The 13,903-nt window shown below is 60.2% G+C and carries 15 protein-coding genes; 9 read left to right on the top strand and 6 right to left on the bottom strand.

Features of this window, described 5'->3' with window-relative positions; all coding sequences use genetic code 11:
* Positions 1-23 precede the first annotated feature (23 nt).
* The 8 genes from GTO89_RS00760 to GTO89_RS00795 all read left to right on the top strand — a co-directional run bounded on the left by GTO89_RS00760 (position 24) and on the right by GTO89_RS00795 (position 8,812).
* Entirely contained in the window at positions 24-941 is a 918-nt protein-coding gene (locus tag GTO89_RS00760; RefSeq protein ID WP_161260149.1) for a hypothetical protein, read from the top strand.
* Between the two features lie 315 nt (positions 942-1,256).
* The gene (locus GTO89_RS00765; RefSeq protein WP_161260150.1) at positions 1,257-2,072 is read left to right on the top strand and encodes an ATP-binding protein; all 816 of its coding nucleotides are present in this window, start codon (positions 1,257-1,259) and stop codon (positions 2,070-2,072) included.
* Complete coding sequence (cooS, locus tag GTO89_RS00770; protein ID WP_235920151.1) at positions 2,069-4,003, top strand: anaerobic carbon-monoxide dehydrogenase catalytic subunit; 1,935 nt, start codon at positions 2,069-2,071, stop codon at positions 4,001-4,003. Before GTO89_RS00765 ends, cooS begins: the two co-directional genes overlap by 4 nt.
* The gene (locus GTO89_RS00775) at positions 3,993-5,039 is read left to right on the top strand and encodes an ABC transporter substrate-binding protein (protein WP_204758144.1); all 1,047 of its coding nucleotides are present in this window, start codon (positions 3,993-3,995) and stop codon (positions 5,037-5,039) included. The genes cooS and GTO89_RS00775 overlap by 11 nt, the downstream gene beginning before the upstream one ends.
* A gap of 9 nt (positions 5,040-5,048) precedes the next feature.
* Positions 5,049-5,822 (top strand): ABC transporter permease, encoded by a 774-nt coding sequence (locus GTO89_RS00780; RefSeq protein WP_161260152.1) that lies wholly within the window; start codon positions 5,049-5,051, stop codon positions 5,820-5,822.
* A gap of 29 nt (positions 5,823-5,851) precedes the next feature.
* The gene (locus GTO89_RS00785; RefSeq protein ID WP_161260153.1) at positions 5,852-6,634 is read left to right on the top strand and encodes an ABC transporter ATP-binding protein; all 783 of its coding nucleotides are present in this window, start codon (positions 5,852-5,854) and stop codon (positions 6,632-6,634) included.
* Between the two features lie 243 nt (positions 6,635-6,877).
* A complete protein-coding gene (locus tag GTO89_RS00790) occupies positions 6,878-7,336 on the top strand; it encodes a NapC/NirT family cytochrome c (RefSeq protein WP_161260154.1) in 459 nt (152 codons plus the stop codon).
* Between the two features lie 54 nt (positions 7,337-7,390).
* On the top strand, positions 7,391-8,812 hold the full coding sequence (locus tag GTO89_RS00795) for an ammonia-forming cytochrome c nitrite reductase subunit c552 (RefSeq protein ID WP_161260155.1): 1,422 nt from the start codon (positions 7,391-7,393) through the stop codon (positions 8,810-8,812).
* A gap of 76 nt (positions 8,813-8,888) precedes the next feature.
* Here GTO89_RS00795 and GTO89_RS00800 read toward each other — a convergent pair whose 3' ends face one another.
* The 6 genes from GTO89_RS00800 to GTO89_RS00825 all read right to left on the bottom strand — a co-directional run bounded on the left by GTO89_RS00800 (position 8,889) and on the right by GTO89_RS00825 (position 13,505).
* Entirely contained in the window at positions 8,889-9,056 is a 168-nt protein-coding gene (locus GTO89_RS00800; RefSeq protein ID WP_161260156.1) for a hypothetical protein, read from the bottom strand.
* 42 nt (positions 9,057-9,098) lie between these two features.
* Positions 9,099-9,407, bottom strand: a complete 309-nt coding sequence (locus GTO89_RS00805; protein ID WP_161260157.1) for a hypothetical protein — start codon at positions 9,405-9,407, stop codon at positions 9,099-9,101.
* A gap of 40 nt (positions 9,408-9,447) precedes the next feature.
* Entirely contained in the window at positions 9,448-10,650 is a 1,203-nt protein-coding gene (locus GTO89_RS00810; RefSeq protein WP_161260158.1) for an ABC transporter permease, read from the bottom strand.
* The gene (locus tag GTO89_RS00815) at positions 10,637-11,338 is read right to left on the bottom strand and encodes an ABC transporter ATP-binding protein (protein WP_170294305.1); all 702 of its coding nucleotides are present in this window, start codon (positions 11,336-11,338) and stop codon (positions 10,637-10,639) included. The genes GTO89_RS00810 and GTO89_RS00815 overlap by 14 nt, the downstream gene beginning before the upstream one ends.
* On the bottom strand, positions 11,335-12,234 hold the full coding sequence (locus GTO89_RS00820; RefSeq protein ID WP_161260159.1) for an efflux RND transporter periplasmic adaptor subunit: 900 nt from the start codon (positions 12,232-12,234) through the stop codon (positions 11,335-11,337). The genes GTO89_RS00815 and GTO89_RS00820 overlap by 4 nt, the downstream gene beginning before the upstream one ends.
* 101 nt (positions 12,235-12,335) lie before the next feature.
* Entirely contained in the window at positions 12,336-13,505 is a 1,170-nt protein-coding gene (locus tag GTO89_RS00825) for a class I SAM-dependent methyltransferase (RefSeq protein ID WP_161260160.1), read from the bottom strand.
* 179 nt (positions 13,506-13,684) lie between these two features.
* On the opposite strand from GTO89_RS00825, the gene rd reads away from it, so the two are divergent.
* On the top strand, positions 13,685-13,843 hold the full coding sequence (gene rd, locus GTO89_RS00830; RefSeq protein WP_161260161.1) for a rubredoxin: 159 nt from the start codon (positions 13,685-13,687) through the stop codon (positions 13,841-13,843).
* Positions 13,844-13,903: the final 60 nt, after the last annotated feature.

Genomic DNA, 13,903 nt, shown 5'->3' on the forward strand with positions numbered 1-13,903 from the left:
CCACTGTATCCGGAGGTGGGGCCATGAGGCGAAGCACAGGCGCCCGGCGCCGCTCCAGCGGCATCGGCAGTCGGCGCCGGGGGAATATGCCCGGCGATATTGTGAGTGTGTTGGACGCAGAGGAGCGGCAATTATCTCCCAATGGAACTCGGAAGAAGCGCAAGAAAAGGACAAAGAAGAAAACATCGCTTCTCCTTCCTTGGGAGGAGGAGGCTCTTCCGAGCAAACGCAGGGGGAGCCGAACGGAAATAAACAAAAAAAAGAAGGACGGAAAACAATCAACTCGTCAAGGGGACGACAACGGTTCCGGCGAGAATGATGCCGGGGACGATGTCAAGGCAGCCTCGTCAACCGATGTCGGTTCGCTCCTCTCCAACCTGCTGGCGTTGCCGGCCATGGGTGGCAACAGGGGGGGAGACAATGGGGGCGATTCAAGTGACATCAGCGGGGCGGGCGACGGCAGCGATGAGGGCAGCGGCGAATCCTTGGCGCTGCTGCGATCGCTGATGGCCAAGGGACTCGATCTGGAGCGGATCGAAAAAGAGGTGGCCCGTCTCAAATCCAATGTCCACCGGATGGAGTCGATGGCCAAAGAGGCCGATGGCGCCCTTGACTCTCTGGTGCGAACGATGGGCTATTTCGGCATCAAACCGAAACGAGGCACCTGGGTTCATAACCGGATGCGCCGGTTGGAGGATCAGGATGCGGCGGCCGCAGCGGCGGCCTCGGCGCCGGCGCCTGCCGGAACCGGCGCCGGTGGCCTTGACCTGGGCGCCATGATGAACCTGGCCTCCATGTTCCTGGGGAGCAGCGGCGGCGGGGCGGCCGCCGCCGCCGCTCCGGCGTCGAAAGGGATCATGGGCACGGTGATGAACCTGATGAAATCACCGACGGTGCAGAACTTGGTGCTCGACGGGATCGGCAAGTTTTTGAAAAAATAAATCGCGAACGATCTGGCCCACATCAACCGAAACGATGGGCGAAAAAACCTTCCCGAAGATGGAAGGTTTTTTCTTTTTCTCAATGGGCTGACGCTTGGCCCGGTAAGCCTGATTTAATTATACAAATTCCGATTGACAAAAAGGGAAATATCGCGATAATAGAGATATGTTTTTAATATATTCCGATTTGATTACACGGAATTAGCGAATGGCCGGTGAGGTTTTATCCTGCGAATGACGGAGCGATTGTTGCTGGGTTTACGGCCATGTACAGGTGAACACTTCGATATCAACTGCGATGAGAGGGGCAAAGCAATGAAAATCGCCGTCACCGGAAAGGGCGGTGTCGGGAAGACGACCTTGTGCGCTGCCCTGAGCCGCCATTTCGCTGCCTTGGGTTTGCCGGTGCTGGCCGTCGACGCCGACCCGGACGCCAACCTGGCATCGGCCCTGCCTCTGGATGATCGAGAGGGACGGGAGATCGCGCCGCTGGCCAGCCAGAAGGAACTCCTTCGGGCCAGGCTGGGCCTTTCCAATCATAACGAGGGCTTTTTTCAACTGAATCCTGATGTGAGCGATCTGATCGAGCGATTCAGCGCCACTTGGGGCGGTGGGCGCCGCTTGTTGTCCCTTGGTTGGAACAAGGGGGGCGGCGAGGGCTGTTACTGTGCCGAGAACGCCATCCTGCGTCGTTTGTTGCAGGCGATTCCCCAGGAGGATCATGCGGTCGTCCTGATCGACAGCGAGGCCGGACTGGAGCACCTGAGCCGGGGGACGGTCGAGGGGATCGACGCGGTCGTGGCCGTGTTGGAGCCGGGACGGCGCAGCATCCAGAGCGCCTTTGACATCCGCCAACTGGCGCGGGAGCTGAGAATCCCCCGGATTTACCCGGTATTGAACGGAATACGTGATGGGCAGGAAACGAGACAGGTGGAGGCCGGTTTGGGTGACTGGAAACTGGCTGCGGTGTTGCCGGAGGATGGGACGATTCGCCGCGCCGATCTGGAAGGAACGCTGCCGCCATTGACCGGCGATTATGGGCGCAACCTGCGGTCCTTCGCCCAAAGGCTCATGGAAGACTGCCATTTTGTTCCAACATCATGGAGCACAGCGGAAGGGGTTCACCCATGACGATGCAAGAGATCAACACCCATCGAAAGAGCTTTCCCACGAAACAGCAGGTGATGGAGCAGACCCCTGATCCGGCGGTAAGGGCGATGCTGGCCCATCTGGAGGCGCAGGGTGTGGAAACCCTCTTTGACCGCTTTGACGCCCAAAAGCCCCAGTGCGGTTATGGACTGGCAGGGACCTGCTGCCGCCACTGCAACATGGGGCCTTGCCGGATCACGGAAAAGTCGCCTCGCGGCGTCTGCGGCGCCGACGCCGATGTGATCGTGGCCCGCAACCTGCTTCGCTGGATGGCCGCCGGCGTGTCGGCCCACGGCGCTCGGGGACGGGAGGTGATGCTCGCCCTCAAAGCCGCGGCAGAGGGACGTTTTTCTCGGCCCATCGCCGGCGTTGAGAAGGTGCGCGCCGTCGCCCGGAGCTTTGGCATCGATGACAAAGGGGAAGAGGGGAACGTCACCCTGGAACAGTTGGCCGGCCGCATCGCCGACCGGCTCCTGGAGGATTTGTCTCGGACCGTACCTGGACCGCACGGCACCTTGGCCGCCATGGCGCCGCCGGAGCGGATCGAACGCTGGCGCGAGCTGGGGATCCTGCCGATCAGCGCCTACCACGAGGTTTTTGAAGCGCTCCATCGCACCGGAACGGGGACCGATGGCGACTGGAGAAACCTGATGACCCACCTGTTGCGCTGCGGCCTCGCCTTTGCCTGGAGCAGTGTCGTCGGCTCCGCCATCGCCATGGACAGCCTTTACGGTCCGCCGGTGCGGCAGCGGATCGCCGCCAACTTCGGCGCCTTGAAGGCGGAAAGCGTCAATATCGCCATTCACGGCCATTCACCGGTCATGGCGTCGGCCATCGTGCAGGCCGCCGAATCGCCGGAACTGGTGGCGCGGGCGCGGGCTTTGGGCGCTGACGGGATACGCCTCTATGGCATCTGTTGTTCCGGTTTATCCTCCATGTATCGCTATGGCGCGGTCCATCCCTTGAGCAACGCCGTCGGCGCCGAACTGATCCTGGGCACGGGCGCGCTGGATCTCTGGGTGGCCGATATGCAGGACGTCTTGCCCGGGATCATGAACGTGGCCGAGTGCTTTCACACGATTGTCGTCACCACCAGCGACTCCTGCCGTCTCCCCGGCGCTGTCCATATCGCCTTTGCCGCCGATCATGGCAACCTGGATCAGGCCGATGAGATGGCTCATCGGATCGTCGCCATGGCTGTGGAAAATTTCCCTCGTCGCCAAGCGGCCAACGTCTTTATCCCCGAGACATCCATCGATGCAGAGATCGGATTTTCCGTCGAAAACATACTCGCCGATTTCGGCGGCGCGGCGGCTTTGGCTGAGCACCTGCAAACCGGCCGGATCCGTGGGATCGTCAACCTGGTCGGCTGCAACAATCCGAAGGTCGTATATGAAAAGGCGATCAAGGACGTGGCCGATGTGCTCCTGTCCAAGGACATTCTGGTGTTGACCAACGGTTGCGCCTCCTTCCCGCTGCTGAAACTGGGCTACTGTCTCCCCGAGGCGCTGGAAAAAGCGGGGCCGGGGCTGCAGGCGGCGTTGGCCGGCAAGGGCCTGCCACCGGTCTGGCACATGGGCGAATGCCTGGATAACGCGCGAGCTTCCGGGCTGTTCCGGGCGCTGGCCGATGCCTTGGGGCGGCCGCTGCCGCAGATGCCCTTCGCCTTCGCCAGTCCCGAGTGGTCGAACGAAAAAGGCTTGGGGGCCGCGCTCAGCTTCCGTTTGATGGGATTGAACTCGTACCACTGTGTGCCTGCGCCTGTCTTCGGTTCGGACAAGGTTCGCCGTTTTCTGGAGGAGGAGACAGAGGCGCTGCTCGGATCGGTCATGGTGGTCGTCGCCGACCCCGGCCAACTGGGAGAACGGATTGCAACGGATTTGGAAGAGAGGAGAAATCAACTTGGCCTTTGATCTTTCGATAAAACGACGAGCCTTTTTGAAACAGGGCGTCATTGCCGCCGCTGCCCTCGCCGGTGGCGGCATCCTGGCCGGATGTGGCGCCGCCAACACGGCAGGAGGCGCCGAGACGGGGGGCGTTGCGGGAACTTCCGGCGGCCATAGCGGCGCCAAGGTCAATTTTAAGCTTGGTTATCTGCCCATCACTGACCACCTGACCATCATCGGACATGGACAGACGCAGTTTCAGCATGCCAGCGTGGAGCCGGTGAAGTTCGCCAGTTGGGCCGAACTGTCGGAGGCGTTAAAAGCGGGTGCCGTCCAGGGGGCCTTTGCCCTCACCCCCATCGGGATCAGCCTGCGCCAAAAAGGCGTTCCCATCAAGGCCGTCTTCCTCGGCCACCGCAACGGCTCGGTGCTGACAGCCCAAAACAGCCCCGACATCGCGAGTGTGGAAGACCTGAAGGGCAAGACGATCGCCATCCCCAGCCGGTTTTCCACCCACAACATCCTGCTCCGCAAGCTGCTCGCCGAAAAGGGCATCCAAGCGGATAGGGACGTAAAGCTGATTGACATGGCGCCGCCGGAGATGGTCAATGCCTTGTCGACAGGCCGCGTGGGCGGGTTTATCGTGGCGGAGCCCTTCGGCGGCCAGGCGGAGAAGCAGGGTGTCGGCAAGGTGCTCAAGCTGTCCAAGGATATCTGGCCTGATCACATCTGCTGCGCCCTCAATGTGCAAGAGGAGGTCATCGCCCAGCACCCGGAGGCTGTCGAGGAAGTCGTCGGCGCGTTGACAAAGGCGGCTGCCTTTATCGAGGGGAATCCGAAGGAAGCATCCAACCTCTCCGTCAAGTATCTCGGTCAGAAGGCGGAGATCGTCGAATATGTGTTGACTCAGCCGAAAGGTCGCGTCACCTTCACCAACCTTGTCCCGAATATTGCCGACTTTGCGGCCACCCAGGATTATATGATCCAGTTCGGCGTCACTCAGGAGAAGATCGATCTGCAGCAGTATGTCGATGACCGCTTCGCCCGCCAGGCGAAGGCGTAGGGAACCGGTATGAACGGCGCCGGCTTCCATCGCTATCTCCTTCCCACGGCATCGCTGACGTTGGCCATTCTTCTATGGCAACTGGCCTCGGGCTTCTACCGGCCCGAACAGCTTCCGTCGCCCTTGAGCGTCTTGGAAGGCCTGATCGAACTGGCCGGGACCGGCGCGCTTGCGGAGCACATCCAGGTCAGCCTGATGCGTTTCGGCCTCTCCTACACGCTTGCGGTTCTTCTCGGCATCCCGACCGGGTTGCTGCTCGGTTGGTCGACAAGGGCGTTTCAGGCGATCGATCCCATCGTGCAGGTGCTGCGGCCCATATCGCCCATCGCCTGGTTTCCCCTGGCGGTGCTCTGGTTCGGGATCGGCAACCCCCCGGCGATCTTTATCATCTTTCTTTCCGCTGTCTTTCCCATCATTCTCACCACTACGGTGGCGGTGCGACAGGTCCCCCTCACCTACCTGAAGGTAGCCCAGAACTTCGGCGCCAGCCGCAGCATGCTTTTTCGCAAGGTCGTCTTTCCAGCTGCCTTTCCCCAGATCATGACGGGCTTGCACATCGCCGTCGGAACCGCCTGGATTCATCTTGTCGCCGGCGAGATGCTTGGCGCGCAGTCGGGGTTGGGATACCTGATTGTGGACGCCCGCAACTTCCTCCGCACCGATTGGATCATCGCCGGCATGCTGATTGTGGGCATCCTCGGTCTGCTGATCAACCGGTTGATGCGTTGGGCAGAAGTCCGGATTAACCGGCGCTGGGGCGTCGAAGGGCGTCACGAAGGATAGCGCCGAATCGAAAGAGGGTGGAAGGTCTGATGAAATCGCCAAAAATCGAACTTTGCCATGTGGGAAAACACTTTCGTGATCCCAACGGAGAGACGCGAACGGTGCTGACCGGCGTCAACCTGGAGATCGCCGCCGGCGACTTCTTGTGCCTCCTCGGCCCCAGCGGGTGCGGAAAGACGACCCTATTGAACCTGATGGCCGGGTTTGAACGATCGACAGAGGGGGAACTGCGGATCGACGGTCAGTTGGTCAGTGGTCCCCATCCCCGGCATATCACCATTTTTCAGGACTATGGCCTTTTTCCCTGGCGCACGGTTTTGGATAACGTCACCTTCGGCCTTGAAGCCAAGGGGGTCGGGGCCAGGGAGGCGCGGGAGATGGCTGAGAAGCAACTCGAACTCGTCGGGTTGCGTGATGTGGCGGGCCGTTTTCCTCACCAGTTGTCAGGGGGCATGAAACAGCGGGTCTCCATCGCCCGCGCCCTGGCGGTGGAACCGGACATCCTGTTCATGGACGAGCCCTTCGCCGCCCTGGACGCCTTCACACGTTTTCGCTTACAGGAAGAGATCCTTCATCTCTGGCGGGAGAAGGGGCCCACGATCATCTTCGTCACCCACGATATTGATGAGGCCGTCTACCTCGGTCGCCGCATCGCCATCATGTCCCCCGATCCGGGACGGATCACGACGGTGCTCGATGTGGAACTCGCCCGCCCTTGTGAACGGACATCGCCCGATTTTCTCCATTCCCGGCGGAAGGTCTTTCAGGCTTTCCGCGTCGTTCATGAAACAGCGCCTGAATATGCGATTTAAACCTCCCATCGTTAGATCACTCCGGACCATGAACCGGGGTGATTTTTTTTGTCAAGCAGGAAAGTGACTGATTATTTGAGAAAATACCACTCTATTAATTGTGCAAGAGGTAACTTTCTTGATATACGTGATTAAAATCACAAAAAACATAGGGATTCTTTCGTACACTGAGAGATAAGGGCGAAAGGGGGATGAGAACCTGTCAAAGGCAGGAGTTGTCTCAAGAGAGGGGGGAACAACGGGGTGGATAGGGCGAAGAAGCTCAAGATCATCATTCTCGCTGGCGGCATTTTTCTGATGGCGGCGGGAGCAGGCACGGCGGCCATGCACAAGATCACAGGCAATACCGCTTTTTGCGGGACCTGTCACGTCATGGACAACTATATGGCCTCCTGGGAGCATTCCTCCCATCGCGAGGTGGCCGGCTGCAACGACTGCCACACAGACCAGCGCAACTATGCGGCCAAGACCTGGTCCAAGGTGTATGCCGGTTCTCAGCACGCTTTTGTCAATACCGTGCTGACACCGCCAGACCATCTAAAACTCTACGAAGCCAGTAAGCCGATCATCCAACGCAACTGTCTGCGTTGCCATGACGATCTGGTGGCCCAGACGAATCTGGACAAAGCAGAACCGGGCGGTAAAAGCTGTTTCGATTGTCACCGTTCCACACCCCATGGGAGAGAGCGACCGAGTACGTAACTGTTGCGACGGTGATTGTTTTTTGAAAATAGGTAAGGGAAAGGAGAGGAGCCGATGACCAGAAAGAAGTGGGTCCTCGCCATCTGGGCGGTCCTGCTGATCGCCTTTGCGGCAGTGGTGATTGCCGGGTGTGGCAGCAAGCCGGCCTCGATGACGGGAACGACCCTTGACACCGGTTTGGCGCCCGACGAGATGGATCTGGAGAAGTTCGCCAAGCTCTATCCCCACCAGTACGACTCCTTCATGAAAAATGCCGAGATGAGCACCGTGGGCACCAAGTATGGCGGCAACCTGGAGAAAGACAGCCACCTGGAGCGGTATCCCTACATGAAAAATCTCTTTGGCGGCTATGCCTTCTCCCTGGAATACAATGAAGACCGGGGCCATGTCTATGCGATGCGGGACCTGGCGACGGTCAAGCGGGTCACCAGCCTGCCGAACGGAAAAAAACAGGTCGGTTCTTGTCTGACCTGTAAATCAGCGGAAGTGCCCGGCATGATCGCCAAGATGGGGGAAGACTACTACGCCACACCGGTTGAGGAACACCTGAAGAATGTCAAACATGGCATGACCTGTTACAACTGCCACGATCCCCAATCGATGAAGCTTCGTGTCGTCCAACCGGCGTTCATTGACGCCATGAAGCGGCGCGGCGAAGATGTGACCAAAGCGACGCAACAACAACTGCGCACTTATGTCTGCGCCCAGTGCCATGTGGAATACTACTTTAACCCGAACAAAAAGGGCGAAGTGACCTTCCCGTGGGATAAGGGCTTCACGCCCACGGCGATCGAGAGCTATTATGATGAGGTTGCCGCGAAAGAAAACAACTTCAAGGCCGACTGGGTCCAGCCGACGACAGGCGCTCCCATGCTGAAGGCCCAGCACCCGGAATTTGAGACCTACCAGGGATCGATCCACCAGGTCAACGGTGTCAGCTGCGCCGACTGTCACATGCCCTATGTGAAAGAGGGCGGCCAGAAGATCAGCAGCCACTGGTGGACATCACCCTTGAAGCAGATGGATCAGTCCTGCGTCGTCTGCCACCGTGAACCGGTGGACAAACTGCGCGACTATGTGATTCAGAAACAAGATCTCACCTTTGAGATGTTGAACAAGGCCGGCGCATCGACAGAAGTGGCGGGCAAGTCGATCACCAAGGCGATGCAGGCTGGCGCCTCTGACGCCGATCTGGCGGAAGCGCGCAAGCTGCTCCGTTCAGCCCAGTGGTACTGGGACTTTGTATCTGCCGAGAACTCGATGGGTTTCCACAACACGCCGCTGACGATGAACACCCTAGCCAAGTCCATCGACCTGGCCCAGAAATCGACGATGGCTGCCGCCAAGGCCGGCAATTTCCATGACATCCCCGAAGCCACGCCCTACAGTGATTTCATTAAAGAACGCCTGAACACCGTGGGCTGGCCCAAGGACAAAGGCGAAACGAGGAAACCGGCCGATATGAACTGGAAATAATCGTTCCATTACCACAGAGGATATAAAGACAGACGAAGAGACAGCGCAAAAGGCTGTCTCTTTTTTCGTCCGTCTCTCATGAGGCGGCCTTCCGGCGGTAGCGGACGGTGCGAAAGCGTCCTACTTTGGTTGCTTGTAGACCGGACATCCCCATCGCGCCATTTCCGGCCAGCAGCCCTAGGGCAAAGCCGATCGTGACCAACCCGAGGGAACCCATCATACCCATGCGCAGGATTTTACCCATCGACAAAAGCACCTCCGTCATTAGTATGCCGGCGTGTCCTTTTCATATGAAACGACGAGGAATCGACAGGCGCCGATCGCTGCCGCATTGGGGACAGACGAAGAGATGGGCGCATGTGTCCAGAGCGCGGCGACCTGATTCGTTCGCGCTCGCCCCTTGCAGCATGCTGGGACTGGCGACATCATACTGTCCTGCACGGGACGCTTCGCCCAGTTCATCATCGATATCATAGGGGCTGTAGGGCTGGGCATAATCCTCCAGCCGTCCCCGGTCCTCCATCAGAGCGCTGCAGCGGCGACAGGGGATGGAGATGCGGGCGATGCCGTTGCAGGCGGGGCAGACCGATTCCATGTTGCAACACCTGTCCCCTTTTGAGATGTTCCTTCAGCGACTACTCGTAGCGCAGGGCGTTGATCGGATCGAGGCGAGCCGCTTGCAGCGCCGGGTAGAGGCCGAAGAGGAGGCCGATGCCGGAGGCGCCCAGGATGCCGAGCAACAGGGCTTCTCCCGAGAGGATATGGGTCAGTCCGGCGGTGTCCCAACCGGCCCAGCGAGCCAGACCGAAGACAGCGATGATCGATAGGACAGAGCCGGTCGCGCCGCCGGCGGCGCCCAAGAAGAGCGCCTCCAGGAGAAACTGGACCATGATCTGGCCGGGCGTAGCCCCGAGGGCGCGCCGGATGCCGATCTCCCGGGTCCGTTCTCGCACCGATACGAGCATGATGTTGAGGATGCCGATGCCGCCGACAGCGAGAGAGACGGCGGCGATGCAGGTTAAAAAGGCGGTCAGCGTCCCCAGGATCTTATCGCTCACGTGAAGGGCGTCGTTCTGGGAAAACACCTGCACATCTCTTTGATGGTGTGTCTTGGCCAGCGCGGCGAGGATGCGCTCCCGCACCAGAGGAACCCGGGCGGGATCTTCGGCGCGGACAAAGATGACGCCGATGTTTTTGAGGCCCGAGAAGTCCTGGACGGCGGTCACCGGAGCGACGACGATGCGATCGCGGTCATGGATCATCGCCCGTCCCTTTTCCTTCAACGTGCCGATGACCCGAAAGGTGGCGCCATTCAACCGGATCATGCGGCCTTCGGCGGCGCTGTCGCCGAACAGTTTCTCTTTCGTCTTCGCGCCAAGGAGGACCACATGGCTGTGACCGATGACCTCGCTGGCCTGGAACATGCGGCCGCTGGCCAGTTCATAGCCCTGGACAGTGAGAAAATCGGCATTATCGCCGTAACAGGTCACCCCCAACCCGGCGTTCGCTGTATCGGCCCGCGCCGGAACGGTCAGGTTGGGATTGACCTTGTCCACGCCGTCGATCTGCCGCAGCCGGTCGGCGTCATTGATGGTCAGGTTCATCGTGATAAAACCGGGACCGTGGCCGGCGTCCTCCCGTCCCGGCATGACCATCAGCAGACCTGCGCCCAGTTCGGCGATCTGCCCCGATACCTGCCGCCGGACCGTATCGCCCAGGGACATGAGGGTGACGACGGCGAAGACGCCGATGACGACGCCGAGCACGGTCAAGCCGGAACGGAGGCGGTGGGCGGCGATGCCTTCGCCGGCGAGGCGCATGTATTCATGCAGTTGCACAGAGCTTCCCATCCTTAATCCGGACGACCCGGTCGGCCCAGTTCGCCACATCGGGGTCATGGGTGACCATGACGATGGTCTTGCCTTCCCGGCGAAGGGCGGCGAATAGTTCCAGGATCTCCCGGCCTGTCTGTTGGTCCAGGTTGCCCGTCGGTTCGTCGGCCAGAATCAACGCCGGGTCGTTGGCCATTGCCCGGGCGATGCCGACCCGCTGTCGTTCGCCGCCGGAGAGTTCTGTCGGCCGATGGTGCAGCCGGTGGCCGAGGCCGACCCGCTCCAGCAGATCCTTCGACCGGCGGCGCCGGTCCTCCGGTGGGACGCCGGCATAAAAGAGCGGTGTTTCTACGTTGCGCCAGGCCGTCAGGCGCGGGAGCAGGTGAAAGGACTGAAAGACAAAACCCACCAGCCGGTTGCGCAGGCGGCAGAGTTCTTTTTCGGCCAGACGGGCTGTTTCCTGGTCGGCTAGCCGGTAGTCGCCCTCGCTGGGCCGGTCCATGCATCCGATGAGGTTCATCAGTGTCGATTTGCCGCTTCCCGAGGGACCCATGACGGCCAAGAACTCGCCGGGCGCCACCTGGAGGTCAATGCCGGAGAGCACCTGCAAGCGACTGCCGCCGAAGGGGAAGGACTTACCCACGGCGGTCATTTCGATCAAGGCGCTTCTCGACTGGGCCGGTTGTCGGTTCATGTCTTGTCTCCCGCCTCTGCTTTCGTCGGCTCCTTCAGTCGGACGCTCTGGCCGGATGTGAACTTGGCCCCGCCGGGGATGATCACCCGGTCGCCGGCCTGGAGACCGGAAAGGATTTGCGCGTAGTTGTCATCGCGCAAGCCTGTTTCTACGGATACGGTCACGGCCCGTCCCTTGCGAAGCAGATAGACCTGCGGTTTACCGTCCTGTTCCCACAGGGCGTCGACGCTGATCCGGAGGGCTTCGTCGCGCTGTTCCAGGATCACCCGGCCTTCGGCCGTCATGCCGGCGTAAAGGGTGATGCCCGGCGGAGCGCTCAGGAGGATGCGAAATCCCTTGTTACCCTCATGGTCGCGGCTGACGACACGGGAGACGGTGAGCACCTTGCCCGAAAAGGACTGGCCCGGATAACCGGCCAGCGTCCACCGGACGGGCTGATCCGGTGTCAGTTTGAGCACATCGGTCTCATCGACCATGGCCTGGATCACCAGATCGGTCGGGTCGGCCACCTCGGCCAGCGGTGTCCCCGGCGGCACCCAACTGCCGGTGGGCACTTTTTTTTCCATCAACTGACCGGCGATGGGCGTGGTGAGCGGCTGCCCGGCGATGCGCGCCACCGGTTCCCCCTCGTTGACACGCTGTCCTTCATCGACAATCCACTCGATGGGACCGGGCAGGCTGGAGAAGAGGGTGTTTTGCCGTTTGGCTTTCACCTCGCCGCTGATCCACAGGTCTTTTTGCACCGCTCCCTGATCGACGGTGACGGTGATCACCTCCGGCGGGCTCGGCAGCAGGTAATAAAGGCCCGCCAGCAGAGGCAGCGTTGCCAACAGCAGGACAATGACACGCGGTAACAGGCCCATACGAAGCGGCAGAAGCCGCTGCAGTTTGAGCACGCCTGAATCCCCCCATAAAAAAAATACCGGACGGCCCCAAACAGGTGCGTCAGGTATTTTTGCCTTTTCTGGAGAATTCTATGAGTATGCGAGTGGGGGTGTCAACGGCTGGGCCCGTTAAGGCCTGTCAGCGGGAGCGGCGGCAGGCCCTTCGACTGGATGAGAACCTTGAAGATCTCACCCATGCCCCCCGGCATGAGCAGCTTTTTCATGGCCTGGTGGCGCCGGAAGTCCTCTGCCGTCATGGAAGGGCCTGTCCGCATGTCATCAGGCCGGAGCCAGTGGATGAGAAACCACATCTGATTCGTCAACCCCAGGTTGTTCCATCCCAACGCAGAGGCGATCGTCTGCAAGGATGTAAAGTCTACATGAGCGGTCATATCCTTTTCGCCGGCGTCTTCCAGGGGATCGGCGTCCGCCTGGTGACGGCGGTAGCAGATCAGTGTGCCTGCCTGGCGTTCCGGGCTGTAGAGCCGTTCCACAGGGTGACCGTAATCGATGGTGAGCACAAAGGCCCGTTCGAGCCGGTGATCGATGGTTTGCAACCAGTCGGCGGCGGCCAGATTGATTTCGAAGACCTGCCCCTCTTCGAGGGGGACGCCCTGTCCTTTGATATGGCCGGCGATCCAGTCGTTGAGCCGGGGATCTGATAAGGGTCCATAATGCCAACAAAAGGGGCGGTCCCGTTTCTCACTTTCCGCCACATAGAGTTCCCAGGGACGGCCATCTTTGATGACCAGGCGGTGAACCGGCAGGGCGTCGAGAAACTCATTGGAGAAAACGACACCTGTCAGACCTGTGGGGAGGGTGTCGGCGGCTGACCAGCCGTAAGAACCGGGTGTGGCTTTCGACGGATCGGTGTAGACCGCCAAGGGCAGTCCGGCGAGGGCTTCTCTCTGGTGAGCGCGCAAGTTGGAGCTGATCTCGACGAGGTGGTAGATGAGACAGCCAGCCAAGGGACTGGCGGCCAAGGCGTCCAGCACGGCGCGCGCCAAGAGTCCCCGTCCGGGTCCAAATTCAATGATATCGAAGCGATCGGGCCGGTCCATCTGTTCCCACATCTCTGTCAGTTGCCGCCCGATGACCCGGCCAAAAAAGGGGCTGATCTCTGGCGCGGTGATGAAATCGCCGCCTCGGCCCATGGGCGGATCGCCGGCGGTGTAATAGCCGTGCTGGGGGTGGTAGAGGGCGACTTCCATATAGTCGCGAAAGGGGATGGGGCCTGTAGCCCTGATGCGGGTGCGGATCTCTTGCTCCAGTGGAAGGGGCATGGCGGGACCTCCTCATTCTGGCTGTTTCCATCATAGCACGATCGGTGAGGCTATCCAACATTCGCCTCGCCGCGAGGACAAGGGCGGCCATCCCTGAATGAAGCGCCTCTTTTCTGGACAGGCTTGGCAAGGATTGCATCCATTTGTTATGATAATCGCAAGAAAGGAGTGAACCGAGAATGAAGAAGTACGGCTGTCTGGTGTGCGGGTATGTGTACGATCCCGTAAAGGGCGATCCGGACAACGGCATTGCTCCCGGAACCCCCTTTGAAGAGCTTCCGGAGGATTGGGTCTGCCCCCTTTGCGGTGTCGGCAAAGACGAATTCGAGCCCCTATAGATCGCTCTTCCATAAGCAGAGTCCACGTAACCACAGATCCTTGCGGGGAAACATCCAGCA

Origin of the sequence: Heliomicrobium gestii (assembly GCF_009877435.1) — a bacterium.
Taxonomy (GTDB): domain Bacteria; phylum Bacillota; class Desulfitobacteriia; order Heliobacteriales; family Heliobacteriaceae; genus Heliomicrobium; species Heliomicrobium gestii.

What these genes read in the sequence shown, in the direction of transcription:
- GTO89_RS00780 (WP_161260152.1), top strand. Translation starts at nt 5,049, where the DNA reads ATGAACGGCGCCGGCTTCCATCGCTATCTCCTTCCCACGGCATCGCTG.
- GTO89_RS00795 (WP_161260155.1), top strand. Translation starts at nt 7,391, where the DNA reads ATGACCAGAAAGAAGTGGGTCCTCGCCATCTGGGCGGTCCTGCTGATC.
- GTO89_RS00815 (WP_170294305.1), bottom strand. Translation starts at nt 11,338, where the DNA reads ATGAACCGACAACCGGCCCAGTCGAGAAGCGCCTTGATCGAAATGACC.
- cooS (WP_235920151.1), top strand. Translation starts at nt 2,069, where the DNA reads ATGACGATGCAAGAGATCAACACCCATCGAAAGAGCTTTCCCACGAAA.
- rd (WP_161260161.1), top strand. Translation starts at nt 13,685, where the DNA reads ATGAAGAAGTACGGCTGTCTGGTGTGCGGGTATGTGTACGATCCCGTA.
- GTO89_RS00825 (WP_161260160.1), bottom strand. Translation starts at nt 13,505, where the DNA reads ATGCCCCTTCCACTGGAGCAAGAGATCCGCACCCGCATCAGGGCTACA.
- GTO89_RS00785 (WP_161260153.1), top strand. Translation starts at nt 5,852, where the DNA reads ATGAAATCGCCAAAAATCGAACTTTGCCATGTGGGAAAACACTTTCGT.
- GTO89_RS00765 (WP_161260150.1), top strand. Translation starts at nt 1,257, where the DNA reads ATGAAAATCGCCGTCACCGGAAAGGGCGGTGTCGGGAAGACGACCTTG.
- GTO89_RS00805 (WP_161260157.1), bottom strand. Translation starts at nt 9,407, where the DNA reads ATGGAATCGGTCTGCCCCGCCTGCAACGGCATCGCCCGCATCTCCATC.
- GTO89_RS00760 (WP_161260149.1), top strand. Translation starts at nt 24, where the DNA reads ATGAGGCGAAGCACAGGCGCCCGGCGCCGCTCCAGCGGCATCGGCAGT.
- GTO89_RS00800 (WP_161260156.1), bottom strand. Translation starts at nt 9,056, where the DNA reads ATGGGTAAAATCCTGCGCATGGGTATGATGGGTTCCCTCGGGTTGGTC.